This window comes from Pedobacter frigiditerrae (genome assembly GCF_004331645.1).
Lineage (GTDB): Bacteria > Bacteroidota > Bacteroidia > Sphingobacteriales > Sphingobacteriaceae > Pedobacter > Pedobacter frigiditerrae.
In genome coordinates, this window is sequence record NZ_SJSK01000002.1 from 562,993 (window position 1) to 588,240 (window position 25,248).

At 35.3% G+C, this 25,248-nt stretch carries 23 protein-coding genes, 2 tRNA genes and 1 pseudogene; 10 read left to right on the plus strand and 16 right to left on the minus strand.

The genetic code is table 11. The features are described 5' to 3' along the window. Nucleotides 1–14: 14 nt before the first annotated feature. From EZ428_RS09250 to traJ, 6 genes are all read right to left on the minus strand, one after another. Entirely contained in the window at nucleotides 15–746 is a 732-nt protein-coding gene (locus tag EZ428_RS09250; protein ID WP_131552866.1) for a hypothetical protein, read from the minus strand. An 83-nt stretch (nucleotides 747–829) separates the two neighbouring features. Then, nucleotides 830–1,834 carry a hypothetical protein gene (locus tag EZ428_RS09255; protein WP_131552867.1) on the minus strand — a complete coding sequence of 335 codons (1,005 nt, stop codon included), beginning with the start codon at nucleotides 1,832–1,834 and terminating at the stop codon, nucleotides 830–832. A 15-nt stretch (nucleotides 1,835–1,849) separates the two neighbouring features. Then, the gene (traM, locus tag EZ428_RS09260; RefSeq protein ID WP_131552868.1) at nucleotides 1,850–2,899 is read right to left on the minus strand and encodes a conjugative transposon protein TraM; all 1,050 of its coding nucleotides are present in this window, start codon (nucleotides 2,897–2,899) and stop codon (nucleotides 1,850–1,852) included. A 25-nt stretch (nucleotides 2,900–2,924) separates the two neighbouring features. Further along, nucleotides 2,925–3,143 carry a hypothetical protein gene (locus tag EZ428_RS09265; protein ID WP_131552869.1) on the minus strand — a complete coding sequence of 73 codons (219 nt, stop codon included), beginning with the start codon at nucleotides 3,141–3,143 and terminating at the stop codon, nucleotides 2,925–2,927. 4 nt (nucleotides 3,144–3,147) lie between these two features. Next, entirely contained in the window at nucleotides 3,148–3,762 is a 615-nt protein-coding gene (traK, locus tag EZ428_RS09270; RefSeq protein ID WP_131552870.1) for a conjugative transposon protein TraK, read from the minus strand. 19 nt (nucleotides 3,763–3,781) lie between these two features. Then, nucleotides 3,782–4,984, minus strand: coding sequence for a conjugative transposon protein TraJ (gene traJ / locus EZ428_RS09275; protein WP_131552871.1), 1,203 nt, complete (start codon nucleotides 4,982–4,984; stop codon nucleotides 3,782–3,784). A gap of 378 nt (nucleotides 4,985–5,362) precedes the next feature. Between traJ and EZ428_RS09285 the strand changes: the two genes are divergently transcribed. Next, nucleotides 5,363–6,673, plus strand: a complete 1,311-nt coding sequence (locus EZ428_RS09285) for a hypothetical protein (RefSeq protein WP_131552872.1) — start codon at nucleotides 5,363–5,365, stop codon at nucleotides 6,671–6,673. Between the two features lie 9 nt (nucleotides 6,674–6,682). Here the strand turns inward: EZ428_RS09285 and EZ428_RS09290 are convergent, their stop codons facing one another. Further along, on the minus strand, nucleotides 6,683–6,934 hold the full coding sequence (locus EZ428_RS09290) for a hypothetical protein (protein ID WP_131552873.1): 252 nt from the start codon (nucleotides 6,932–6,934) through the stop codon (nucleotides 6,683–6,685). Between the two features lie 122 nt (nucleotides 6,935–7,056). Here EZ428_RS09290 and EZ428_RS09295 point away from each other — a divergent pair, with 122 nt between their 5' ends. Together EZ428_RS09295 and EZ428_RS24360 are read left to right on the plus strand one after the other, a co-directional pair. Next, the gene (locus EZ428_RS09295) at nucleotides 7,057–7,239 is read left to right on the plus strand and encodes a hypothetical protein (protein WP_131552874.1); all 183 of its coding nucleotides are present in this window, start codon (nucleotides 7,057–7,059) and stop codon (nucleotides 7,237–7,239) included. Continuing rightward, nucleotides 7,236–8,159, plus strand: a pseudogene (locus EZ428_RS24360) (recombinase family protein); the annotation flags it as partial. The gene EZ428_RS09295 and the pseudogene EZ428_RS24360, both read left to right, overlap by 4 nt. Before the next feature lie 581 nt (nucleotides 8,160–8,740). On the opposite strand, the gene EZ428_RS09305 reads toward EZ428_RS24360, so the two are convergent. From EZ428_RS09305 to EZ428_RS09315, 3 genes are all read right to left on the minus strand, one after another. Continuing rightward, nucleotides 8,741–8,825, minus strand: a tRNA-Leu gene (locus EZ428_RS09305). A gap of 53 nt (nucleotides 8,826–8,878) precedes the next feature. Continuing rightward, nucleotides 8,879–8,951: transfer RNA gene (locus EZ428_RS09310), tRNA-Gly, on the minus strand. A 124-nt stretch (nucleotides 8,952–9,075) separates the two neighbouring features. Then, nucleotides 9,076–9,567: a regulatory protein RecX gene (locus EZ428_RS09315; RefSeq protein ID WP_131552875.1), complete on the minus strand. Its 492-nt coding sequence runs from the start codon at nucleotides 9,565–9,567 to the stop codon at nucleotides 9,076–9,078. Nucleotides 9,568–9,724: 157 nt separating this feature from the next. On the opposite strand from EZ428_RS09315, the gene EZ428_RS09320 reads away from it, so the two are divergent. Then, nucleotides 9,725–10,408, plus strand: a complete 684-nt coding sequence (locus EZ428_RS09320; RefSeq protein ID WP_225871028.1) for a hypothetical protein — start codon at nucleotides 9,725–9,727, stop codon at nucleotides 10,406–10,408. An 11-nt stretch (nucleotides 10,409–10,419) separates the two neighbouring features. Continuing rightward, complete coding sequence (locus EZ428_RS09325) at nucleotides 10,420–11,151, plus strand: hypothetical protein (protein WP_131552876.1); 732 nt, start codon at nucleotides 10,420–10,422, stop codon at nucleotides 11,149–11,151. Between the two features lie 296 nt (nucleotides 11,152–11,447). On the opposite strand, the gene EZ428_RS09330 is transcribed toward EZ428_RS09325, so the two are convergent. Further along, nucleotides 11,448–12,107 carry a peptidoglycan-binding domain-containing protein gene (locus EZ428_RS09330; RefSeq protein WP_131552877.1) on the minus strand — a complete coding sequence of 220 codons (660 nt, stop codon included), beginning with the start codon at nucleotides 12,105–12,107 and terminating at the stop codon, nucleotides 11,448–11,450. A 170-nt stretch (nucleotides 12,108–12,277) separates the two neighbouring features. Further along, nucleotides 12,278–12,946, minus strand: a complete 669-nt coding sequence (locus EZ428_RS09335; RefSeq protein WP_131552878.1) for a response regulator transcription factor — start codon at nucleotides 12,944–12,946, stop codon at nucleotides 12,278–12,280. A gap of 102 nt (nucleotides 12,947–13,048) precedes the next feature. Between EZ428_RS09335 and EZ428_RS09340 the strand changes: the two genes are divergently transcribed. From EZ428_RS09340 to EZ428_RS09350, 3 genes are all read left to right on the plus strand, one after another. Beyond that, the gene (locus tag EZ428_RS09340; RefSeq protein WP_131552879.1) at nucleotides 13,049–13,459 is read left to right on the plus strand and encodes a hypothetical protein; all 411 of its coding nucleotides are present in this window, start codon (nucleotides 13,049–13,051) and stop codon (nucleotides 13,457–13,459) included. Nucleotides 13,460–13,624: 165 nt separating this feature from the next. Continuing rightward, nucleotides 13,625–14,095, plus strand: a complete 471-nt coding sequence (locus tag EZ428_RS09345; RefSeq protein WP_131552880.1) for a hypothetical protein — start codon at nucleotides 13,625–13,627, stop codon at nucleotides 14,093–14,095. After that, complete coding sequence (locus EZ428_RS09350; RefSeq protein WP_131552881.1) at nucleotides 14,088–14,879, plus strand: sensor histidine kinase; 792 nt, start codon at nucleotides 14,088–14,090, stop codon at nucleotides 14,877–14,879. The genes EZ428_RS09345 and EZ428_RS09350 overlap by 8 nt, the downstream gene beginning before the upstream one ends. A gap of 5 nt (nucleotides 14,880–14,884) precedes the next feature. On the opposite strand, the gene EZ428_RS09355 is transcribed toward EZ428_RS09350, so the two are convergent. The 3 genes from EZ428_RS09355 to EZ428_RS09365 are packed head-to-tail and all read right to left on the minus strand — an operon-like array spanning nucleotide 14,885 to nucleotide 18,638. Continuing rightward, nucleotides 14,885–15,760, minus strand: coding sequence for an HAD-IIA family hydrolase (locus tag EZ428_RS09355; protein ID WP_131552882.1), 876 nt, complete (start codon nucleotides 15,758–15,760; stop codon nucleotides 14,885–14,887). A gap of 5 nt (nucleotides 15,761–15,765) precedes the next feature. Next, entirely contained in the window at nucleotides 15,766–17,259 is a 1,494-nt protein-coding gene (locus EZ428_RS09360; protein ID WP_225871029.1) for an MFS transporter, read from the minus strand. 44 nt (nucleotides 17,260–17,303) lie between these two features. Next, nucleotides 17,304–18,638 carry a sn-glycerol-1-phosphate dehydrogenase gene (locus EZ428_RS09365; RefSeq protein ID WP_131552883.1) on the minus strand — a complete coding sequence of 445 codons (1,335 nt, stop codon included), beginning with the start codon at nucleotides 18,636–18,638 and terminating at the stop codon, nucleotides 17,304–17,306. 268 nt (nucleotides 18,639–18,906) lie between these two features. Between EZ428_RS09365 and EZ428_RS09370 the strand changes: the two genes are divergently transcribed. Then, a complete protein-coding gene (locus EZ428_RS09370) occupies nucleotides 18,907–21,021 on the plus strand; it encodes a glycoside hydrolase family 97 protein (RefSeq protein ID WP_131552884.1) in 2,115 nt (704 codons plus the stop codon). Between the two features lie 175 nt (nucleotides 21,022–21,196). Continuing rightward, nucleotides 21,197–21,619, plus strand: a complete 423-nt coding sequence (locus tag EZ428_RS09375) for an SRPBCC family protein (RefSeq protein WP_131552885.1) — start codon at nucleotides 21,197–21,199, stop codon at nucleotides 21,617–21,619. Between the two features lie 110 nt (nucleotides 21,620–21,729). Here the strand turns inward: EZ428_RS09375 and EZ428_RS09380 are convergent, their stop codons facing one another. Then, complete coding sequence (locus tag EZ428_RS09380) at nucleotides 21,730–25,245, minus strand: M1 family aminopeptidase (RefSeq protein ID WP_165501743.1); 3,516 nt, start codon at nucleotides 25,243–25,245, stop codon at nucleotides 21,730–21,732. Between the last annotated feature and the right edge of the window lie 3 nt (nucleotides 25,246–25,248).

The window sequence follows — 25,248 nt, forward strand, 5'->3', positions numbered from 1 at the left end:
TAAATTCAATTTAGTTAATCTACTGGCACATTATCGTAATGTCCAAGTGCTAGATTTGACACTTTTAATCTGGCAATTGTCAAGTTGACAGCACATAAATAATCGTAGGGTTTTTTGCTGAAATCTGTTATGTCTACCATAAATTCATTTGGAGGGGGAGAATCATGGGTGAGAAAATACCCAAATGGCTTAAAATTTATTTCAGACCATTTATATATGCCGCCGATTCTCATGTCAGAGGCATAGCTGTAACCAATCATTCTTTTGGTAGAGCAAGCATTAGAATAAATATGAATATTGATTTTTTCTGGAAAAACTGTGCTATTCTTATCCAATAGGTAGTCTTTAACTCCCTTGTGATTATTTAAAGTGCCTGTAGAATCTGTGCAAACAAACATCAATAAAATTTGCTTGATTACATTTAAAGGTTTAATGGTATAACTACCACTAGATAGATGCGGATCTGTTGTTTGCTCTAAAATCTTCAGTCCTTGTTGAGTGAAAGCGCAAAAATCCTTTGCATACCAATTTCCAGTTGAGTTGTTGCACGAAGCACAAAGACAGTGCTTCCCAAAGCCCCTATTACTTAAACTCTTTTTGCCAAATAGATAATTTTTTTCATCTATTAAATGATCATGGCCCTGTATATAAATCGATTTATTGTTAAAGGCGCATTGCGGTGGGATATGTTCAAAAGTAAGATTTCCGACTTTGCCACATAAAAAGCAACTATTTTTCTTTTGCATAATTCGGATTGATTTTGTACATTTTTTACAAAAGTTAAAGTACAAAAAAACCTGACCATAAATGATCAGGTTTTGCATTATTATTATACTCTCATCCCTTGCCTTTGCTCAACTTCCTGCTCTTTACCCTTGTCTTTCGATTGGGTTGCAGACATTGATGGCTCTTTTAAGAACTGCTCCCTTTTTTCAGGTTTGCCATTTTCAGCATACATATTGATTTGACTGTAGCGTGGTACGGCCTCGATAAATAACTTTATAGGTTGACCATCTTTTTCCGTAGTCACAAAAGGACGGTTACCATTTTTAAGCGAATCTTCCAACAGCACTTTTTTAGCAGGGTCTTCCAATTCCTTGATATTGAACCTTTCCAGTACCTTGTTAAGGTCAAAGCCATATTGTGGGTCGTGGAACTGGTTGGTACTGTAATTCTGGAAACGGTCTTTGCCCTTTTCAAAATCCAGTTTAACCCAAGCTTTGTAAGGCTCTCCCGAAAGGTTCATCATATCATCACGATAAACAGAACGACCTTGTATCAAATTTATAGCCTGCTCTGCTTTAAATCCTCTGCCTTTTTCTATCCAGAATGTCTGTGAAATCGGGTTGGCATAATAGGTACGCTGAAACTCTTTGTTCACATAGTTTACCTTTCCATTTTCCATATTGGCAACCATATTTTTACTAGCAACCAAATCTTTATTATTATCTCCTTTTCCAATGGCAAGTTCGCTATTGCCTGTTTGTTTTTTGAAGAAATTAATGGCTTCCTCGGTATTCAGGAATGATTTGATAAGGTTCTGTTTGCCGGCTTCTTCTGGTTGCGTTATCACTACATACTTTTGTCCTTCCTGCAAGGTTTTACCTTGGTTATGCGATACTTCGAACTTATTGAAGTAATAGAACTCCGATTGTCCAGACTGTTTGAAATGCAGGGTTAAATCTACCTGCCCTTTTGTTGCCTTAGCAATATCGTGCAACCTAAAATCGGGAACATTGTCCTTCATGTATTCTTCCATTTCACCAATGAGCTTATCCTTAAAGCCCAATCTTTTCATTTCATCTTTCAGGTCTTCTAAATTATTCAAATTCATAATGCTATTTTTAAGTTAACGAATGGATTGATTTGGTTTGTTGTTGCGGAGCAGAACTGGATATTTTGCCTTCAACTTGACTTTTATGCGCTTTACTTTTTTAGAGAAAAGGTTTTTCGTGGCTTCGATACCTGCACCTGCAATCTGTGCGCCCATTGACTGGTCTAATCCCATTAGCTGTATATTCCTAACGGCATCATCCGAACCACCATTGATAGCATCGGTAAGTAATGCCTCTGGCGCCTCAATGCCACGGATACCGTCCAAACTGTAGACCGAGAGGTCAACAGGTACAATGCGATTTCCCAAACGAATGGTCTTTATATCGAGCAACAATCGTTGGTTGGCAATATTGCAAATACCATAGATGAACTGCCCTTTTGGGATAACCTGTCCGTTGAGTGTTACGCTATCGAGCAGGCGCAATTTTATTGTAGCTCCCTGTAGCACTTTTTGGTTATCGACAATTACTGCGGGAATTGCCTTGAACAAACTGTCTGGACTATCTGCAACCTGATTGATGTATTTTTGCCTTACACGCTCTGGATGCTGTATATCCATTATACTCTGTAGCATAGAGTTCATTTGCTCCATTTCGGGGTCTGAACCTTTGCCCGACTGCATAGAATTCATCAGCATTTCCAATCGGTCTACATCGTTTTTCATTCCGTTTGGCTGTTGCCTAACTGAAGTTGACGATGTGTTTGGTCTAGGAGTTGGTTTTGTAATTTCCTTATTTAACGCTTCCAGTTTCTGGTTGATCTGTTCGGTCTGTATATCTTCCTTTGCATTAAATCCCAATCGGTCGACAACATTTTTAATTCCGTTTTCATTTGCATTGCTGTCTTTTGCAGTGAGATTGTAGATGCCCATTTTATCTTTTGGGTCTTCGGTTTTAAATGAGGCGTCGGGAAGCGAGGTGTTTATTCCCTTACTATCCAGATGCCCTGACAGTTGATTTGCTTTTCCACCGCCCATTGCGTAAAATGCAAGTGCCATAAAGGGCAGTACCAATAGCGGTAACATCAATAGCACCTTTCTTTTGTCCTTTTGTTTTGTTTCCATGTTAAATTATTTGAGTGATAAATGATTAATTGAGTATCGAATTGTAGAGCAAATAGATGCAATAAGCCCCGAATGCAACGCAGAAACCGAACAGTGCAGAAGCCAAAAATTTTTTCGGTACGCCACTGATTTTATGGTTCAAGTAATCTGCCAACTGCCGTTGTCTTCGAGTAATGTTGCCTGCGATTTTCTCGGCGGCTGCATCGCTAGATACGGTTGCCTGTTTTCGTTTAAAAAGCTTCATTATATTAGGGGTTAAGAGGCTCGTCCTTATTTTCCAAGGTTTCCCATCGCTGAATCAAAAAGCCGTGCGGATTGTTATCGCTTCGGCTTACATTTCTAATATAGCCTTGTGTAACAAGCTTTCTTGTTGTTGCCGATGTTGACCTAATCAACCGTTGTGTTGCGTAACATTTGAAATAAAATGGATATTGGTTAATATCAAGTGAAGTACTGTCGATTGTAATTTCCTGTGAAATATTGGCAGAAATTAGGTTATTGAAATATCCCCGTTCACGCAGGTTATCATAAGCCTTTTTTGCGCTTTCATCTGCCAAATTCAGCGAATTTGAAACATTCGTTTGTATAACCTTATCATCTGGGTCTAGTGTAAAGAACAGGTGATGAAAGGTTTTGATATGATCCCTTAGCTCAACGGGGAGATTGTCCTTTCGCTCGGTACTAAACGCTTCGATTGCCTTGCCATTGGCAAGGATATATACCTTTGCCTGAACGGCATTTACCATATCAAAGCTTTTATAGATCGCAAAGCAGGAGATAAGCAGACAGGCTAATATCAAAAAGATGCTGAACCTTTTGATGTGGCTGAAAGCGGTATCGATATTTTTGAATTGTGTAAACATAATGATGTGTTTTAATTATCTATTTACCTGAGAGTTTGTCGTGCTGATGGTTTGAGGCATCTTTAAGTGGGAAATAATCCGAATAACTTGCTGCAGCGTAGCCTTGGCTCATGTTACGGTTTCCATCACCCAACATATCTACCGCCATTCCTGCACCTGCCGAACCTGCACGCATTCCTGCGCTACTTGTATTACTGATAATGGAGTTTACCTTTTGGAGAATGGCATTTCCGCCACCTGCGTGAACCACATAGTTGGCAACGTTTGGAACCGAAAAATAGCCAACAATGCCAATGATGAGGAAAATTAAATATGCAACATCGGTACTTGAAAAGAAGGTATCTCCCTGTGCATCGATTTGTGAAATATCCAAACGGAGCATGTTTTCTTGAATTTTCCCAAGGATGCTACCAAAGATATTTGCAATTGGCAACCATAAAAATATATTGACATATCTGGCGAGCCAAACCGTTAGCGTATTCTGGAAACCATCGAACACTGCAAAGCCAAATACCAAGGGACCCAGGATTGCTAGCACGATGAGAAAGAAAGTCCTAATGGTATTTATACATAGGCTTGCCGCAGCATAAAGAACTTCCAATACTTCGCTCATCCATTGCTTGATGGAGTTTCTAAAGTTGTAGGACTGCTTTTCCATAAAGAACTTGATATCATTTCCAATGCCCTCGAACATTCCCTCATCTTCTCGGTCGGGGTCTTTTGGATGGGTATATTTATACCATTTATCAGCATTGCCACGGCCATCCTCGCCAACATACATCTCATAATATTTGCTTTTTTTAATGGCCTGTTCCTTGCGTTTCAACAGCACCTTTATCGCCTTGTTGGAATCCTTAACCATTGAGCCAGTGGCAGAAACGGTCGGTTGCAGAATACCATTCATAACCGCTATGACAAGTGGGAACATCAGTATCGCCATACCAAGGGCGAAAGGTCGGAGCAATGGATAGAAATCTATGGGTTCGGCGGATGCCATTTGGCGCCAAACCCGACTGGCAATATACCAGAGCGCACCGAAACCCGCTATGCCTCGGGCAACGCCAATCAGCCGACTGCAAAGTGGGAGCATATCGTCGTACACCCTGTCTAGCACGGGTTGCATTCCAGTCAACGTTTCCGCCATACCCTGTGCGCTGGCAAATTGGGGCAAAGCAGTGGCTGATACCACAATTAATGCGGTTAAAAAAATTTTTGTTGTCATACGTTCTAGTTTATCCCAAATAATCCTTGGGTAGTTTTCAGATTTGACTTTTCCCGTTGCCTTTGAAGATTGAGAATGCTGGCTTCCTTGTTGAAACTTCGCAGGAACATCAGCTTGTTTTCGGTATCTGCAAAAATTCGGTCTATGGCCTGTAACCTTTCATCATCGCTCTTTGCTAAGTCCACGCGGACTACAACACTGACCTGCCGAAAGTGGTGCTGAACTTTGGGTTGTGGTTTAAAATTGTTTCATCAAAGATGTGGGTATAGAAGATTACCGTTACGACAGTAAAGCGGTAGGTACGAGAAATAGCTGTTAGGAACTATTGTGTTGATTTAGTAAATGATACCGTAATTTTATTGTAAATGGGTTAAATTTATGGACTTATCTGGCTACGACCTTAACGGTCTTCATCTTCTGCATAAAAGCATTTCTGAATTATCAGCATCAACAGAAAGTGAAATGCACATAGAAGAAGATTTGCATTCTGCAAACTTTAAGGAGCTATCTGAAAAACTGTTTTATTATTCCGCACTACTTGAAATGGTAATAATAGAAATAAGAAAAAGACAGAAAGATAAACTTCTATTTTCTGTGGAAGATATGTTTCGGATGGTGGGTCAATTCGATAAATATGTTATTATATATTTCTACCATACAAGCGATTCTTACATAAATTATGGAGAGGAAGTGCATGGGCATATAATCTATGGTCGGAAATCAAGAAGTTATTTAACAGAAACTATAGTAGACGATAATCATACTAGATCAGATGGAAAAATCCTCTTGGATACCATTAATATTGATGAAGAAAAAATTAAAAAATTAAAAACAGATGGATTTCTAGCAAGTGAAATTTATAAAATAGAAACCTTCAATCATGATCCTGAAGAAGTCGCCTATAAAAAACAGGGTTTAAAGACAATACCTAACACTATAGAAATACCTTTTGAATCTGCGGGTTTTGATTTAGCCAGAGTAGAAAATCACATTATATCGATGAAGATTAGTGACGGTTATAAAATTTTGGCTCATGAGATGTTAAGATACTATGTTAATGAACTTATTATTGGAAATAATGTGCCAGAGGAGTTGTTAAATAAATATGTTATAGAGGACAATGGAGTTTTTAAAGAGCAAGCCTTGGTTCAAATGAATTCTTATGCCCTGCATCATGATGTACTTGATGAGATCCAAAAGTCTTATTTTAATATTATTTTAGGGATTAGGGCAGAAAGACGTATTGAACTCTTAAAAAAGGATCTTGGTATAACCAATGATGTTTTTGAGAAGTTCAAAATTAATCACCCATCTGAGTATAGGAATACAAGAATGATGCTTATGTCTTTCCGAGAAGAAACATTAACCAATACATGGCCTCAATATCCTATTTATTGGGATGAAGAGAGGTTCATTCATATATATGGTAGGCACTATGTTGATTACTTCATTAATTTTTCTACTTATAATGGTACCCACTTTCAGTACACCTATAAGGATATCCGTCGACTTATCTGCTTAGTGTTAGATAGTTTAAGAGAAGATATTGAGTCTTCACTTTCAAATGGAAAGAGATATGATAAATACGGGGATCAAGGATACTATTTTAACGGTGATTATTACACTTTGAGAATTGATGAAACTGGAAGGTTAATGACATTTTTTCCAATGGGGAAACCTAAGGCTTAGAAGTGATCTTTATCTGATTTCTTCTATTCTTTCCTTGATTTTTTTTACTTCTATTTTGAAATTATCAATAATTATATTTTTGGAATAAGGATCTTTAGTAACTAAACTAATTGCCTTTTCAAAGCCCTCAATATCAGCTTTTCTATTGTTAATTAATGATGTGGTATTAGCTGAACTAGGTTCTTCACGTAATTCAATAGCTTGTTCTTTTTGCTTTAAAGCTTCTTTTAATTCTTCTAAAAGTAATTCTAACTCTTTCATCTTAATAATTTTATCAAATATACAGTTACATAAAATAACATCAAAAATTACAAGTACCTACCGTGTATATAGCGATTAATTAATTTTAAGAGATCGGAGATTTACTTTTCAAAATGGAAGGTATGGGCGCAGAAATAAATGATAAAAATACATTAGAGGATTATATTGAAAATGATATAACAGAGGAACAATTCATTGATAAAATCGATAAAGAATTACCTTCAATTTATGCGGGAAGTGAAGATAAAATGCTAAATTTAGTAGTAGAAATCATTGTTAAAATCATAATAAAGGAGGTTTTATGAATGCTATTGGCTATATACGATTAAGCATAAAAGATCAATCACAATATTCATTAGAGTATCAAGAAAAAAGCATACGAGACTACTGTTTGCGAAATGATGTTAATGTACTAGAAATTTTCCAAGATAATGGAAAGAGTAGTTACACTTTTGACAGACCGAACTACATAGCGTTAGAGAATTTTATAAAAAAACATAAAGGGGTCGTAAGGTATCTTGTAGTAATGGATCATGATAGGTTTAGCAGAAACCTATCTGAGGTACTCACCAAAATTGATGTTCTTGAGAAAAAATATGGCATTAAAGTGCTTGCAACTAATGAACCCCTAGATTTAGATACCACAGACCCATCGGTTTTTATGCAAAGAGCCTTTAAGTATTTGGTAGCAAATGAAGAGTTGTTCAGAATAAGAAAACGTGTCAAAATGGGAGTTAGACATGCTATTGAAAGCGGTAGATTCATAAATTTTGCACCTTTTGGATACGTGAATGCCCGTGATGAAAGTGGCAAGGGAATAATTGTTATTGACGAAATTAAAGCAGAGATTATCAAGAAGATTTTTGCTGACTATCTTGACGGCAAACAAGCTTTCGTCATCCATAATGAAGTTAAGGAACTTGGGTTTACCACTAAGGGAAACAGTGCAATTGTTCGCGTGTTAAGTAATTGCGTATATGCTGGCTTAATTAAAGTTCCTGCATACAAAAATTCCCCTGAAAGATATGTAAAAGGAAAACATACTAGAATTGTAAGTGAAATGGATTTTTGGTTAGCACAGGAAATGCTAGGAAACAAACGTCCGTCCAAATCCCGTGCAAAAGATGAAGTTCCGCTTCGAGGAATATTAAAATGTCCCTGTGGATTAAGTATGACTTCTGGTTGGAGCAAAGGGAAAAAGAAGTATTACTTATATTATCGTTGTACCAAACATAGAGGTATCAATATTTCTGCACCAGATTTACACAAAGATTGGAATGAAATATTGTCGCTGCTTAGTTTTAGTCCTAATCAAGTACAAAAAATTCAAACAGAAAGTAAAAAAGCTATTGAGATTGCTTTATTAGGTGTTGCCGAACAACTAAGTGTCAAAAGAAAAGAATTGTCTGAACTTGAAATTAAAATTGATCGTTTGGAAGAGAAAATGATGAATGATGAGATTGAACCATATACTTATAAAAAATGGTTCAGTAAATACTCGGGACAGAAGGCTTACCTTGATAGTGAAATTCAAAATCTAAGTGCAGATCAAAAGGGCAAGTGGAAGAAGTCTATGGAACTTTTGGACAACTTATTGGATATACCATCTATTTTCAAGCAGGCCGAAATTTTAGACCAACATTCTCTAATTAAAGAGGTGTTCAAACATGGTATCACATATTCAAAAGGCAAGTGTCGAACACCTTCGGTAAATCCTGGATTTTCTCATAACTCATTGAAGCTAAAACAAATAGGGTTGCTCGATAACGAACAACCCTATGAGAATTTGGGAATAAATCCCATCCGTACTCGGAGCGGGAATCGAACCCGCACGCCTGTTGAGGGCACAGGATTTTAAGTCCTGCGTGTCTACCAGTTCCACCATCCGAGCTTAAAAGCATAAAGCTTTTAAAATTAAATGCCTCCTGGTAGGAAGGCATTTAGAGCGAAAGACGAGATTCGAACTCGCGACCCCGACCTTGGCAAGGTCGTGCTCTACCAACTGAGCTACTTTCGCATTTGCAACATCATCCGATGTTATCCCTTTTTGATTGCGACTTTTAATGTGTCTCTCTCCGTTTGGGAATGCAAATATAAGCAGATTTATATTTCTGTCAAGAAATATTTCATAATAAATTTCACTATTCTGTTAAGTTATTGGCTTTCAGTACATCAAAAATTAAATCTTTTTCAAAACCCTTGCTTTGAAGGTACGTAATGAGCTTATATTTTCTTTTTAAGGAATCTTTTTCGCTTAAAACCTTCGATTTTTTTTCGGCAGTTGCTAATAAATTTGCCAAATATTTATCGCCATCAATACTATTTAGTGCTTTTTGAATCAACTTATCTGGAACTTTTTTTAGTTTTAACCCTTGTTTAATTTTTATTTTACCCCATTTTTTGATGTTCACCTTTCCCGAAACATAAGCCATTGCAAACCTTTCTTCATTTAAAAAGTTGGTGGTAATCAATTCTGATATCAAATCTTCAACCTCATTTTGGTGCAAACCATATTCATAAAGTTTGTTACGAACCTCTTGTTGCGAACGTTCTTGATAAGCACACCAACTCTCTGCTTTTAACAACGCAGTTTTTTTATCTAGAATTTGTGGCTGTTTTTTTGGAGCTTCCATATTATTGTTGAAAGTCGTAAAAATTATTGTTGTTGACCTTATCCTTACCTCAAAATATTATAACAAACTATTTAAACAATTAACTGTTAGTTAAATATCCCTGCTTGTACTAAGCGCTCGCATAGTTTTTTATTTCATATAAATTCACATTACCGTTATGAAATTAGTAACCGTTCCCTTATTATGCATTATGCTTTTTATCGGCATAGATTCAAATGCGCAGATAGATAGTTCAGCTAAAGTATTTAAAAACCAAAAATCTATTCAGCTTAATTTAGGCACCCAAGGCATTGGAGCAGAATTCCTTTATGGAGTATTACCTAAATTAGCACTAAGAGGAGGTGTAAATGCAATCCCCTTAAAGGCGAATGATATTTTTAAGATTGAAGATTTCAATTCTACAACTCATGCGTCTGCAGATTTTTACAATATCCATGTACTTGCAGATTATACGCCTTTTCAAAAAGCAAGTTGGTTACGTATCGTTGGGGGCCTTGCCTATTTTTTTAAGGCAGATGGAAAAGTAAGAATCACTCCATCTGATGATTATACTTATGGTGATTTAGTACTCAGTGAGGAACAAATTGGTTATGTAGATTTAAATGTAGACTGGAAAGGAGTAGCGCCTTATTTGGGTTTTGCTTTCGCGAATACATTTCCTCGTAAAAAATTTAATGTTAATTTTGATTTAGGAGCTTATTACTTGAGCAAACCGAAAGCAGATATCATTGGAACAGGGTTATTAGAAGGGAACTCTTCACAAACACCTCAATTTCAATCTAACATTAAAAATTACAGGTGGTTACCAATCGTACAAGTAAATTTCAATTATAAATTTTAAAATTTAATGTCATGTCTACAGAAAAAATAATAGGTTTTACCTTAGTGATGCTCACATTATCAGCTTGTAAAAAACCTACGGAAAACATCAAAATTATTTTAGATACCGATGTGATCAAAAACACAGCAATGATTAATGTAACAGATGCTCAAACTGGCAATTCGGCTCCTAATGATGCCACCATTACTATTTCTGGAACACAAGCTACCGACGTTTATGAATTATCGGGCAAAAAGGACATCAAATTAAGTGCTGGTATGGTTACTATTGGTTTACGCCCGGATATTATACCCACAGCTGATAAACCCATAAGTATTATTGTGGAAATTAATGCTACCGGTTATAATAAACAAGCAAAACAGGTTACTTTTACTGCAGCGCAAAAGCAACAAGTTGTTAATATATCCATTACTAAAACTGGCACAACGGCTCCTCCAATCGTAATACCTCCCCCGCCTGTTTATAATAATACGACTTTAACTTTTGTAGGCAAATGTCCAAACAGGACAGATTTAGAAATAAGACCAAGTGTATATGTTTATTTCAAAAAAACAAGCTCAACTGGCGCATTTCAATATTTAGGCTATATGGAAAAGGGGAACATAACCACTAATTTATTAGCCTTAAATGAAACGTATGATTTTCAGATTGTTTATGGCGGAGAGACTTATAGAACAAGTCAAAAAATAGAGCAAACTAGTTACAATTTAACTATTGAAATGCCGGCGGCTTGCAAATTTTAAATTATTGTTAACAGCATTAATTTACCAATCATATCAAATAACTATTTAAAGATTTGACATAAATTTTTAACTTTATCAAAAATTAAACACTATGGGACCTCAATCGCCAGAAGGCTTACAGACCTTACTTATTCTAGCATCAGTTTGCATTATCATTTTAATCACTGCGTTTTCTTTAACTTTTTTTAGAAAAGCAGATACTAGTGATAAAAAACACTAGAATTTCTCAAAACGATAGAAAATAAAAAAGGTTGGCTTTAACACCAACCTTTTGAGAGACATTATTTAGGTAGTATTTAAAATATTGCTAATAACTTTAAGTTCTGCATTTTTCTTCTGCTCAACTCTTCTTTTACCTCTTCCTCATTCATCCTTATAGACCAAGCTGGTACAATTTCAAATTTTGGGAAGCTGTTAAACACCCTGCTATTTTGATCGTAAGTAAGACCAATAAACTCGCCTAGCTTAGCCACTTGTGCATAATTAGGAGATTTATCTACATATACGAGCTCTCCTTTTTTGTTCTTCTCAAAAATTCCAACATAAAATGATAATCCGAAGTTAGAATCGATTGTTTTGTCTATAATGCGGATATGGATACCTTTTCTTGCAGATAAATAGATTAATTCTTTGGCAAATGGTCTAGCTTCAGGACTCATCATCGCAAGCATTTTTTCATTCTCAGGATCGCTAAAATTTGCGAAATCATCAGCACAACTTTCAACTATCAATAGCTTGTACAAAACATCCCAAGTTTTAGTCCAGGGATAACCGTCTGCTCTTACATTAATCTTTTGTTGTATAACTTTAATAATAGAATCTACATTGATATCATAGGGCACTGAAGAAAATAGAAGATAATAAATATGAAGCCAAGTTTTTGATGAGGCTACTCCATCTGCCTCAATGCCTGCTTTTTGCTGTAATGCTTTAATTTTATCGGTGTATTCCATCATTTTGGTTTTAATAAACGGGGGTACTTATTAATACTATTGAACAAGCTTTAATAGCTTATTGGTTTAGCGTAAGCTAAATGACAGTTTTTTACTAGAAATTTTGAGCGTAGTTTTGCGTGAAGTAATGATTGCGTATTTAAACTTGACGAAACAGGTAAAAATACCTGGTCTTAATTAGTGAGTAGGTCTAAATCAAATATTTTGTGCTTCAATGCGTACAAAACCAGTCCAGCGGTATTTCTACTGCCAGTTTTTAACAGCAAATTATTCCTATGCCCCTCTACTGTTCTTGCACTTAAAAATAATTTTTCGGCAATTTCATTGCTATTTAATTGTTTACAGATAAGTTGTAGCACTTCTTTTTCTCTTGGAGTGAGGTTATCTTCCTCTTCTAGATTGATTGTATTGTGTTTTTTGACCAAACCTTTTCGCATAACTTGTAGCATAGGCAAGGTAAAATAGAAATCGTTCTTAAAAACTTCTCTAATTGCAAGCTCTACCTCTTCAGGTTCAGCATTTTTAGCTAAATAGCCATTTGCTCCGGCTTGAATAGTGGCCAATATAAAGCTTTCGGCTTCGTGACTTGTTAATACAATAACCTTAACTGCAGGGTGTTCTTCTTTCAATATCTTTAGCGCATCTAGTCCGTTCATTTCAGGCATAGAAAGATCGAGCAAGATAATGTCTGGCTTTACTTCAGCATTTTTATACAGCTCTAGTAATTCTTTTCCATTTTCAGCCTCAAAAACCATCTGCATAAGCTCAAAGGAGCTAATAAGTGCAAGCATACCTTTCCTGAAAAGTTTTTGGTCGTCGGCTATTGCAATGTTAATATTCATTAAGGATGATTTGAAATTTGAAAGTAGAAAAAATGTGCGTTATAACGTTATAATGTTCATTTTTTTTTAGATTAGAAGAAAAATTATCTCAATTATCCCTCAATGAAAAAATCACTTAACATCCCAACAGTTTCAATTCCAGATGCAAAAGCAAGAGTTGAAAGATTTAGAAGACAGCTAAGTGGCTCAATGCCAGAAAGCAACATCCCTAGAGCTATTTTAATTCCAATAGCTGATATTTTACAGATTATAGATAAGTATCAATACGTTGATGAAGAGGGCGTAACAAGGAATGAGTTACGAGGTGTTCGTGCTTATTTTGCAGTTAAACAAGGCGACCAAGATTTACCCGATGATGTTACTGCTTTAATTGTTCCTGTAGATTTAAAAGGGAATGACATTGTAAAAGATCCAGAAATTGGTTTAGGAGAAGGAGATAAAACTGAAATATACGATTTCACTAAACCTTGCCCTGACATGTGTGACCCAGAAAGCCCGTTGTACGTACCTTAATCTACTATGTTCGTAACCTATATCGTTCCCTTAAGTATATTAATTCCTATACTTTTGGGAATACTAATTTTTAAAAATGCTAAAACAGGCCCAAGGCTTCTATTATATTATTTGATAGCTTCTGGACTAATCAATCTAGCTGCCATAATACTAGTTTTTAACAAGATGAAGAATTTGCCTTTACTCCATTTGTATACAATTGTAGAGGCGGTTCTCATCCTTAGCTATTTTAGAACCTTATTTGTTGATCCTTTGATAAAGAAAGTCTTACTTTTTATCACGATTATATTCCCATTATTTTGCATTATAAATTTCACTTTCATACAAAGCATATTTACATTTAATACTTACACAAGGCCCTTAGAGGCTATTTTAATTACCTTTTTCTGTTTATTATACTTTTACAAAAGTGGTTTTACAGAAAACTTCATCAACAAACCTACAAGTTGGTTTAACATTGGCATTTTAATGTATTTCCCAGTAGTTTGCATTATTTTCATTTTATCGAACTATATGGTTTTTGTAACCAAAAACAAGGCTATGAACTCAATTGTTTGGCATTTTCATGCAGGAATGTCTATGGTAATGTACTTGGCTTGGGCAAAAGGTTTTAGTCTAATTAAAAAAGATGGATAATATTTATCTACTCATTTTTTACAGCGTATTAGCCGTTTTTATATTGGTTACCTTTTTCTTGGTGCTATATATTAAAAACCAAAATATGTTGTGGCAACAAAAGAAACTCTTTCAAGAAACTGAGATACAGCAACAAAAGGAGCTTTTAAATGCAGTAATCGAATCTCAAGAAATTGAACGCAAACGCATTGGCCAAGACTTACATGATGAAATAGGAGGCACCTTATCTGCTATTAAACTGATGTTAAATGCTGCAAAAAATCAGGATGGTGCCAGTAATGGCAACATTATTGAAGCTAAAAAATTAATAGATAAAATGATGGTTGATGTGCGTAACCTTTCTCATGATTTATCGCCGCCTGGCTTAGCAATGTTTGGTCTTTATACTTCAATTGATGCTTTTGTAGATTTGATCAATAACACTGAAGAAATTGAAATTTTAATTACTCACGAACCTTTAATAGAAGAAAGATTATTGAATGAAAAGTCAGAGTTGGCTTTATTTAGAGTAATCACTCAACTAATTTCCAACACACTAAAACACGCCAATGCCACTAAAATTAAAATCAGTTTTAAACCTAAGGAACAAAGGTTAGAAATAGATTATGCGGATAATGGAAAGGGCTTTGACCTTTCAGTTTTAAACACTAAAAAAGGCATTGGAATGCAAAATATTCAAAGTAGATTACAAATGGCTAATGCAACTTATGTTATAGATACTAAACCAAATGGGGGCTTTAAGATGAGTATCATCTGCCCTATTGAAAAAAATCAAGCTAACTGAATCCTTTAAACTTTTTGAACTGCCAACAGTAGATCTCCAAATTTAGCAACATTATCAGCTATAACATCTGCTCCTACCTCAGATGCTGCAACATCCTCCATGGTTGCCTCTCCAGAAAGCACTAACACTCCTAATGCATTTGCATTAAGTGCCATTTTTACATCTGTATATAACCTATCGCCAACCATGGCAATTTCTTCTGGTTGCAAACCTTGACGATGTAAAATTCCATCGAGCATTCTTGGATCTGGCTTACCTAAAACAATATCAGGCAATCTTTTGGTTGCTCCTTCTATACAGGCGCAAATCGCACCACAATCTACCAATATTACAGGTTGGTCTGTGGGGCAAACCCAATCTGGATTTGTAGCCACGTAAGGTAATTGCTGGCTAACCCACCAAGCTGCTCTACATAAACGGGAGTAAACTAACGTACTGTCAAATCCCACAACAACTGCATCCGGTTTATCATTTGCATCATCAGCGGTAGAAATGAAGCCATTGGCTTCAAACTCCCCTATCATACTTGGTGTACCTAAAATAAATAATCGCTTAACCAAAGGGTGGTAACTTTTCAAATAATCTATTGTAGCTAGTGCAGAAGTGTACATTTCCTCAGCAACTGCTGGGATACCCATTTTTTCTAAATGCTTGAGGTAATCTCCAATTCCCTTTGAAGGGTTGTTAGTTAAAAATGAATAGCTAATACCTGCACTTTTTAAGCTTTGTAAAAAACCAGGTGTATAAGGGAAAAGTGTACTTCCATTATAAATAGTTCCATCCATATCAAGCGCTACGTGTTTGATTTTTTTTAAGCGCTCTATTAATTCTGGAGAAACATCACTTATTATTCCTTCGTATGATTTATTTTCTTCTTGCATTTAAATTAGTTTTCTAGTTCATCGTACCCATGTGCTTTGGCTTTCCACATTAAAGCAAAAACAAATACGCCAATTAAAGCCATTCCTATCATCATCATGAATACATAATCCCAAGCCTTCCCTGGATTAACTTTGCTGATGGAATCTACCATAAAACCTACGCCAACACCAGAAACCAAACCACTAGCATAACCAAACATCCCTGTTAAACCATTTGCAGTTGCTGCAGCCCTATTGGTTGCTTGATTTGCTGCCGCGATTCCGATAAGTGCCTGTGGGCCGTAAATGAAAAACCCAGACATTGCCAAAACGAATATCATTACCCATTGCGGACTATCACTTGGCATATATAAAAAAATCGTCATGAATACAGCTACTCCAATCATACAGTACAAAGAAGTACGATGTGCTTTTCCAGCCAAGTATTTATCAGTAACCCATCCAGCTGCTAACATACCTAAAATACCAAAAATTTCAAACACAGCAACTGTCCAACCAGCATTAGAAAGTGTCATTCCACGTGCTTCTTTTAAAAATGTTGGTCCCCAATCTAAAACAGCAAAACGAACAACATAAACAAAGAAATTTGCTATTCCTAAAATCCAAATCCATCTATTACGATAAACAGATTTACGCACAAATGCTTTAAATTCGGCAGAAGATTCTTTTCCTTTTTTATATGTTTTATGCAACTCTGGCAATCCAACCGACGAAGGTGTGTCTCTTAAGCTGATGAATAATCCAATAGAACCAATTAATGCGATTGCGGCAGGTATCCAAAAGCACCATTTCCAAGCGCCATAATGTGAAGCAGATTCGATAACACTCTTCATCTTTTCGACGTTATTTACATCAACTTTCAAATTAGCTGCAATTGAAGCAATAACCTCTGGGTCAGCACTCAAATTAGTACCTAAAGAACTCATGATATAGCCTGAAAGAATTGCTATTAACGCTGCGCCAATTGAATGAGAGGTATTCCAGATTGACATTTTTGTAGCTAGCTCATGCTGAGGAATCCAATGCGTTAATAATCTAGCTACTGGAGGAAAACCACTCCCCTGCACAAGATTATTTAAAATTAGAAATGCACCAAAAATAAAAACCATGGTATTGGTAAACATTGGCCCACCAGTTTCACCTGTAAATAATGTACTTAAATCAGCCCCCCAACCAAATGCAAAATTTGCTAGGGCACATAAAAACAAACCAATTGACATTTGATAACGAGCATTTACCCTATCGGCAAGTATACCATTCAAAAATCTTGACACACCATAAATAATGGTTATCAAGGTCATTATTATTCCGAAACTTGTTTTTGTAATACCGTATTCGGCGGTTAAACCAGGAATGGCAAATGAGAAGTTTTTACGAACGAAATAAAACACAGCGTAACCAATCATGGTGATGATGATGGTTTTAATTTGCCAATATTTAAACTTCTTTTTCGCCGCTGTGTCCATAGACGCATATTCTTGGTTACCGTTATTGTCCATTGTTTATTTTTGGTTAGGTCTTTTGAATTAGAAATTACTGGAGCTTAAATTTTCCAAATTCCGTCTTTGCCAAATAAATTATCCAGCCATTGAGTTAAGTAACCAGTACGCAAAGCCACATCTAAAATGGTAAACCTTCTACGGATATATTGAGCCCTTATAAATGTTTCTCTTAAGCGTTCGCGAGTAATTGATATTTGTTCTGGCGCTGTTGGTGCGCCAACTAATTTTAATCTTCTTATTGCTTCCTGATAAGGTACTATTTGTTTCTCTAACTTAGCTTTTATGGCTGGCCAATTGTTTTTAAGCATGTTCAGTTGCTTTTCAAGCTCTTCAGCATTGCTATATTTCGCCTTAGTTTCTTGCAGTCCTATTTCTGGAAAATCTGTACCAACGAAAATGGCTAATGCTTCAGCATCAGATTTTTCAGTAGATGGCCAATCGGCTAAAGCCTTTTCCACATCTAAATTATTAACATCAGTTTTTAAAAACTCTCCATAAAGTGCTGTAATGGCAATAGTGCCTATGCTTACTTGAAAACCATGGGAAATATGTTCTCCATCATGCAAATGATTTTCCATGTTCCATAAATGACTAAATTGATGTTCGGCACCAGAAGCTGGGCGACTAGACTTAGACCATTGCATAGCGAAACCACCTAACATTAACCCTTCTACCAATTTTGTAATGGCAAAGGGATCGCCATTGTGAACACCTTCAGGATCTGAAAGTGCATCGTGTAGACCATCCTGAACTATAGACCAGGCTTTTTCATCAATTGGCTCTACATTCAAACTGCCTGCCAAAATCCAGTCTGCACCTGCAGTAATTTTAGCAAATAAATCTGCATAACCAGCTGCTGTCATTTCACTAGGTGCATTACAAATGATATCGATATCTGCTAAACAAGCTTGAGGCGCCGGGCAATTGAAAGTCTGTTTAGCACCATCTGCAGTAATTGAAGCACCAAAAGCAGTATAACCATCCATAGAAGCTGCTGTTGCAACACACATATACTGGCGTTCAGTTAAATGTGAAGCCAACTTCGTTAAATCATTAATAGTTCCTGAGCCTACAGCAATTGGAATAGCATTATTCGTTTTTAGGAAATCAACTAGTTCATCAACAAAAGCGTATTCTGCATATAAATCTGGATGATTATAAACGTATGGATTCAGTTGAGGAATATTTGCTTTTTGTAATTCGTCATATACTTTATCTCCTGCAATTTTATAGGTCGTTGTATCAGCTATGATAACAGCTGTTTGATTAGGGAACTGTTCTGAAAACAAATCGGCTACTTGACTTAGCAATCCTTTTCCAATTCTTAAGGCTTTTGTTTCACTTGCGGCTGCTAATGCATCTTCTACTTTAGACATATAATAATTCTATTGAGGTATGACGTTTCGTTTTGTATCGTTATGATTTTGATTTACTTTCAAATAAATAAAATTAAAGCAAATAAAACAAATCGAAAGTAATTTAAATACCAAAAACTTGTTAACAATTGATAAAGTTCAAATTTGTTACCGTTATAATTGATATTCCTTTGTCAAATCTGATTATTGAAGTATAATTGCTATTGAATTTAAGACCGATTAATGCTTTCAAACGTAAAAAAAATTCAATTCTAAGCACAAACCAAATATGAAAAAGCATTTTCTAATTGCATTACTATCAATTTTATCTTTAAATCTTGTTAATGCTCAACAACTTAAATCGCCCAATGGCGAAACAACTTTATCATTTTTGCTAAAAGCCGATGGCATACCAACCTATCAACTCAGTTATAGAAGCAAAGAGGTGATTAGAACTAGTAAACTTGGTTTAGAACTTAAAAATGATAAAAAGTCCCTGTTAAACGATTTTGTAATCACAGACACTAAAAATTCTTCATTTGATGAAAACTGGACACCAGTTTGGGGTGAAGTGAAAACAATTCGTAACCATTATAATGAGATGGCGATTACTTTAAACCAAAAAGAAACCAACAGACAAATGATTATTCGTTTCCGTTTGTATGATGAAGGTTTAGGTTTCAGGTATGAATTTCCATCTCAAAAAAACTTAACTTATTTTGTTGTTAAGGAAGAAAAAACACAGTTTGCAATGGCGGGCGATCATACGGCATATTGGATTGCTGGAGATTATGACACGCAAGAGTACGATTATACGACTTCTAAGCTTTCTGAAATTAGAGTTTTAAATGCAAAAGCAATTACCGCGAACTTATCTCAAAAATCATTTTCATCTACAGGAGTCCAAACATCATTGATGATGAAAACTGCTAACGGTTTATATATCAATCTACATGAAGCAGCACTGATTAATTATCCTTGTATGCATTTGAACTTAGATGATAAAAATATGGTTTTCGAATCATGGTTAACACCAGATGTAAATGGAGATAAAGGATACATTCAAGCTCCTTTTAATACGCCTTGGCGAACAATTATGGTAAGTGATGATGCGAGAGAAATATTAGCATCTAAAATGATTTATAACCTTAATGAGCCAAATAAAATTAAAGATACTTCGTGGATTAAACCAGTTAAATATGTTGGCGTTTGGTGGGAAATGATTACCGGAAAAAGTTCTTGGGCATATACAGATGATTATCCTTCGGTACAATTAGGGATTACAGATTACAGCAAAGCAAAGCCAAATGGCAAACATGGTGCAAATACCGACAACGTAAAAAAATACATTGATTTTGCCGCTGCAAATGGTTTTGATGGTGTTTTGGTAGAAGGTTGGAATGTTGGTTGGGAAGACTGGTACGGAAATTCTAAAGATTATGTTTTCGATTTTGTAACGCCATATCCCGATTTTAAACTGCAAGAAATTAGAGATTACGCTAAATCAAAAGGCGTTAAAATGATCATGCACCATGAAACATCTTCATCGGTTCGCAACTACGAACGCCACATTGATACCGCTTATAAATTCATGAAAGCCAATGGTTACGACGCCGTTAAAAGTGGTTATGTTGGAAATATTTTGCCAAGGGGCGAAAACCATTATAGTCAGTGGATTATTAACCATTACCAATACGCGGTTGAGAAAGCTGCCGAGTATAAAATTATGGTTAACGCACATGAGGCGATTAGACCTACTGGAATTGCTCGTACCTATCCTAATTTAATTGGTAACGAATCTGCAAGAGGAACAGAGTATCAAGCTTTTGGTGGCTCGAAACCTAATCACGTTACCATTTTACCTTTTACTCGCTTACAAGGCGGTCCGATGGATTATACGCCAGGAATTTTTGAAATGGATATTAGTAAATTAAATCCTTCAAACACTTCTCATGTTAATGCTACGCTTGCAAATCAGCTGGCCTTGTATTTAACTATGTATAGCCCTTTGCAAATGGCAGCAGATTTACCAGAAAACTATAACCGCTTTGCTGATGCATTTCAATTCATTAAAGATGTAGCGGTTGACTGGGATGACAGTAAGTATATTGAAGCTGAGCCTGGGGAATTTATTACGGTTGCACGTAAGGCAAAAGGTACTGGCAAATGGTTTTTAGGAAGTGTGAATGGCGATAATTCACGTACTTCGAACATTAGCTTAGATTTTCTGGAAGCTGGTAAAAAATATACAGCTACTATTTATGCCGATGCAAAAGAGGCACATTACAAAACTAATCCACAAGCTTATACTATTCGTAAAGTTGTGGTAACAAGTAAATCGAAATTAGCTCAATTCTGCGCAGCAGGCGGAGGTTATGCCATTAGTTTTTTAGAGAATAAATAAGAGTTTAACCACAGATGCACACAGATTAACACAGATATAATTATTTCTAAATACCTGTGGCTATCCTTTTCATCTGTGGTTAATATTTTCAAAAGCCCTTTAAATTGTCGCGTTTGACCATAGTTTTTCAGAATTAGTTGGGCTATCTTTATATTATAATCAAATATTTAAAAAAATGGCTACTGAAAAACTATCATCAATAACTGTAGAAACAACTGTAAATAAACCTGTTGCACAAGTTTGGGAGTTCTGGACAAATCCAGAAGAAATTGTACAGTGGTGCTTTGCATCACCAGACTGGCATTGCCCCTACGCAGAAAACGACATCCAAACTGGAGGTAAATTCAAATCTACCATGGCCGCAAAAGATGGAAGTTTCAGTTTTGATTTTGAAGGTGTTTACTCAAACGTAGAAGCAGAAAAACTAATTGAATACAGCATTGCCGATGGCAGAAAAGTTAAAATCACTTTTGAATCTCTTGGAGCTCAAACTAAAGTCATAGAAACTTTCGACCCAGAAAGTCAAAACCCTATTGAAATGCAGAAAGGTGGTTGGCAAGCCATCTTAAATAATTTTAAAGCTCACGCGGAGAGTTAGTTTATAAAAAAAGCGTCATTTCGAAACGGAATGCTGTATAGCGAGAAATCTCATCCAGAAGCAATCTGTCAGAGATTTCTCCTCCTTCTTCGTTCAAAATAATGATTAACTTATTTTATTTCCTGCATATTATCTTTCTGATTCGCATCCAATAAATAGCCATAAGGGTCTACCGCAAGAATTTTCGGTTTTTCATTTACAATCAAACTCAACTTTGTTACCAACTGATTAATGTGGTGTTTTCTTAAATAAATGGGTTTCGTATTTCTATCCCAAGTACCTTCCAATTGATTAAAAACCGCAACATCAACATCCATATTTGGAACCAATAATTTATGAATGCCTTGTTTATTTTTAGAAGCATTAATTTTAACTTCCAAAGCGAACTGACCATTAGAAATAGGCTTGCAGGACAAAAGCTCTATACTTAAATTATAATCTACAACTTCATTAAAACTTTCGTTAATAAATGGTTGTTGTTGGGGTTGGGCTTTTCTGTTTAATTCATTAACCAAGTCATTAGGTTTTGCTTTTAAGTTAGGATAACGATGTTTTACTATCAAGTCACTTAATATTCCATTCAATCCTTTTTCTCCTAAAGCTTCTTTAGCTGCATACATTATCAGTGCACCTTTTTGATAGTGAACGTGATTTTGTTCGTATGTTTTTGCCAAAGGAATTTCTTTATTGTCATTCTCTTTCAAAACAAAATAAAGCTGATTGTCATCCTTTAAATAGTTGCGTAAATACATTTTTCCATAAGTTTTTTCTAACACCATATTTTCTGTGTATTTCGCCAATGTTTCTGTAAGCATAGCATCACCCGGCCCATAAGCTGGTGTTAAGAGGTTTGCCCACCATTGATGCGCTACTTCGTGAACTGTAATGGCAAAAGATTGGTCAACCTTATTTAAATCGCTGTAATCTGATAAATAATTAATTCTTTCTGCATTAAAGACCACGCCAGGATAAGCAGTTGCAGCACCCTTATACTGCGGAACTTCTGCCAACGTAAAATGTCTCAATGGATATATCGCAAAATTCTGGTTCCCATAATCCATTGTTGCTTTTACAGCATTAAGCATTGATTTTATATTATAATCCTGACCTTTTAAATAAAAGAGATTTACGGTTAATCCTTTGTAGGCTTCCTTCAAATGCTCATATTTTGCAGAGCTTAAGGCAAACATAAAATTAATGGGAGCTTCTGTTTTATAGTTGAAATAACTTCTGTTATTTGCTTGCCAAGTTTTTTGCAATACCCCAACAGTAACTACTTTTTGGTCTATGGAAGTAGAAATTATAGTTTCAAAATCAATCAGGTTATAATTAAGCTCTTGATAATTTGTATCAATTTTTAGTGGCGCCAAGTCAGCTTGTTTTCTGGTTCTCTCATCATTAATTTCTAAACTATTATTATAACCAAAATGAGGAACAAACTTTTCTAATTCGATATAGCTTCCATTTTTTACAACTGAATTTTCGCTATCAAAATCGACAAATCCACTTCTAAAAACTTCAAAAGAAAAGTTCATCATCAGCTCTGCTCCAACTGGCAAAGGTTTTTCTAAATCGACAAATTGTTGATTAAACACCTCATCCTTAACTTGTTTTTTTGAATTATGAATAGAGATTTCAAAGTGATTGACAGCATTATTAAAGCTAATCCACAATTTAGTTATAGGCTGATTGCTTTGATTTTCTAATCGATAATTCCCTTTTACGACGTATTTATTTTCGTTAGGATATAAATCTACTTGAGTTTTAACTGCTTTAATAATGGGCTGTGGTAAATCGGCCAACTTTTTATACTTTTTCTCGTAATTGATACGCCATGCTGACCTTGCATTTTTGTTTTTGTATTTGCCAATAACATTTGTTTGCTGATAGATAAATGCACCACAACCAAGCCATAAAATGATGGAAATTACCAATATTAATTTTGATTTTTTTAATGTTCTTGGTATTGATTTTAAACGTTCAAAAAAAGTTTGTTGATGGCGACTTTGCCACATTGCTATGGTTAAAATTGCTAACAGTATCGACAAACCAGACCAGTATAAAATGTACCAGTTAAGAGCTGAAGCGTAATGCCCAAATCCATTAAAATAAGAGAACTGCAAATCGGGCATTGCAGCAAAACGTAAAAGATAATGCTCTAATCCGAGTTGAGATGCAAACATAAAAATGAACGCAATTATCATACTCAACAACATCCCTACATATTTATTTACAGCCAGATTTTGAACAAAAACAATTAAAACAACAAATAAGAAAAGTGGAAAAGCACAGTAATAATACAATTGAAGATAGGTTTCTAATTCTAAATTCGTATAACCATTAGCCAGTTGTAAACCGATACCAATACCAATATTTGCAGTAACCAAAACGAGTATCAACACAAATAAGCTTAAACATTTGGCTAAATACAAAACATTGTATTTAATCGGTGTACTGTAAATTAAGCCCTGAATATTTGCTGTTTTTTCCCTACCAATTAGTTCGGCAACATAAAACAAAACCAATATTAATGCAAATTTAATGGAACGTAATTCTTCTACAATTGCTCCAGTTGTTGGATAAGTTTTAATGCGATATGGCCCATTTAAAAATGTATCTTTCAATTCTACCGAAAAAAGAAATATCCACAATAAAAGCAATACCATAAAAGGAATATGCTTAAACAAGGAAATCAATTCTATTTTAAACTGAGATTTAAAGCTTAACCAATTATAATTAAAACCAGCAGGCTTATTTTGATAGTGTTTAAATGGAACAGCTTTAATTGCTTTAGATACCTTTTGTTTTGCCTTTCTAGAGGTTTGGTTTTGCAACCTAAAATTGAAGAACTTATAACTTACTAAAATAATCAAACCACTAAATCCCAACCAAAATAAACGATTAGCCAAAAACAATCCCTTAATCGGAAACAACAATTGGTTTCTTTGTACATCAGTCCAAGGTTTGGTTTCGCTAAAAAAAGACGATAAGCCAAAAGGGTCAATTAAAAAAGGTAAAACTCCGGGATCATTTACGTTTAAAGCAGAAGTAGCTAACAACGGCGAATTACCAAGAATAGAGGCAACCATATATAAAATATAAAGCAAAACTCCAGTTGCATATATTGCCCTTACATTTTTGGTTAACAATGCTGTACAAAGTATTAAGCTGGTGCAAAATAGCACATTAGGCAATCCAAAAATTAAAAGCGGATGTAGAAAATAGACAAAGTTAAAAGGACCTAATTGGTCAGCGTCCACAAAGAAACTCCCAATAAATAAGCCTAAAAGCAACAAGACCAAAAGAGAAAATACCGAGATTATTAAACCCAAAAAACGGACAAAGAAATAAGATAATTTACTGATGGAAGTGGTAAATATGACCGAATCCATTTTATAAATGTTATCTCTTAGAACAACATTTGCTGTAAATAACGTGGCAGAAAAAATAGAAAATAAAGAAAGCAACGCAACAATGTTTGCAATAACATAAGGTCCATTTCGGTGTACTTCCGGACCTCCAAAACCTCCTTTTGAAGCTAACATAAAACCAAAACCAAGAAAAATAAAAGCGCCTATTTTATAAGAGACTTGACTAAAATGATAGCGAAGCTCAAACTTAATCATTGA

Excerpts from the sequence above, each read along its gene's own strand:
- EZ428_RS09250 (WP_131552866.1), bottom strand. The coding sequence starts at position 746 with ATGCAAAAGAAAAATAGTTGCTTTTTATGTGGCAAAGTCGGAAATCTT.
- EZ428_RS09255 (WP_131552867.1), bottom strand. The coding sequence starts at position 1,834 with ATGAATTTGAATAATTTAGAAGACCTGAAAGATGAAATGAAAAGATTG.
- traM (WP_131552868.1), bottom strand. The coding sequence starts at position 2,899 with ATGGAAACAAAACAAAAGGACAAAAGAAAGGTGCTATTGATGTTACCG.
- EZ428_RS09265 (WP_131552869.1), bottom strand. The coding sequence starts at position 3,143 with ATGAAGCTTTTTAAACGAAAACAGGCAACCGTATCTAGCGATGCAGCC.
- traK (WP_131552870.1), bottom strand. The coding sequence starts at position 3,762 with ATGTTTACACAATTCAAAAATATCGATACCGCTTTCAGCCACATCAAA.
- traJ (WP_131552871.1), bottom strand. The coding sequence starts at position 4,984 with ATGACAACAAAAATTTTTTTAACCGCATTAATTGTGGTATCAGCCACT.
- EZ428_RS09285 (WP_131552872.1), top strand. The coding sequence starts at position 5,363 with ATGGACTTATCTGGCTACGACCTTAACGGTCTTCATCTTCTGCATAAA.
- EZ428_RS09290 (WP_131552873.1), bottom strand. The coding sequence starts at position 6,934 with ATGAAAGAGTTAGAATTACTTTTAGAAGAATTAAAAGAAGCTTTAAAG.
- EZ428_RS09295 (WP_131552874.1), top strand. The coding sequence starts at position 7,057 with ATGGGCGCAGAAATAAATGATAAAAATACATTAGAGGATTATATTGAA.
- EZ428_RS09315 (WP_131552875.1), bottom strand. The coding sequence starts at position 9,567 with ATGGAAGCTCCAAAAAAACAGCCACAAATTCTAGATAAAAAAACTGCG.
- EZ428_RS09320 (WP_225871028.1), top strand. The coding sequence starts at position 9,725 with ATGAAATTAGTAACCGTTCCCTTATTATGCATTATGCTTTTTATCGGC.
- EZ428_RS09325 (WP_131552876.1), top strand. The coding sequence starts at position 10,420 with ATGTCTACAGAAAAAATAATAGGTTTTACCTTAGTGATGCTCACATTA.
- EZ428_RS09330 (WP_131552877.1), bottom strand. The coding sequence starts at position 12,107 with ATGATGGAATACACCGATAAAATTAAAGCATTACAGCAAAAAGCAGGC.
- EZ428_RS09335 (WP_131552878.1), bottom strand. The coding sequence starts at position 12,946 with ATGAATATTAACATTGCAATAGCCGACGACCAAAAACTTTTCAGGAAA.
- EZ428_RS09340 (WP_131552879.1), top strand. The coding sequence starts at position 13,049 with ATGAAAAAATCACTTAACATCCCAACAGTTTCAATTCCAGATGCAAAA.
- EZ428_RS09345 (WP_131552880.1), top strand. The coding sequence starts at position 13,625 with ATGAAGAATTTGCCTTTACTCCATTTGTATACAATTGTAGAGGCGGTT.
- EZ428_RS09350 (WP_131552881.1), top strand. The coding sequence starts at position 14,088 with ATGGATAATATTTATCTACTCATTTTTTACAGCGTATTAGCCGTTTTT.
- EZ428_RS09355 (WP_131552882.1), bottom strand. The coding sequence starts at position 15,760 with ATGCAAGAAGAAAATAAATCATACGAAGGAATAATAAGTGATGTTTCT.
- EZ428_RS09360 (WP_225871029.1), bottom strand. The coding sequence starts at position 17,259 with ATGGACAATAACGGTAACCAAGAATATGCGTCTATGGACACAGCGGCG.
- EZ428_RS09365 (WP_131552883.1), bottom strand. The coding sequence starts at position 18,638 with ATGTCTAAAGTAGAAGATGCATTAGCAGCCGCAAGTGAAACAAAAGCC.
- EZ428_RS09370 (WP_131552884.1), top strand. The coding sequence starts at position 18,907 with ATGAAAAAGCATTTTCTAATTGCATTACTATCAATTTTATCTTTAAAT.
- EZ428_RS09375 (WP_131552885.1), top strand. The coding sequence starts at position 21,197 with ATGGCTACTGAAAAACTATCATCAATAACTGTAGAAACAACTGTAAAT.
- EZ428_RS09380 (WP_165501743.1), bottom strand. The coding sequence starts at position 25,245 with ATGATTAAGTTTGAGCTTCGCTATCATTTTAGTCAAGTCTCTTATAAA.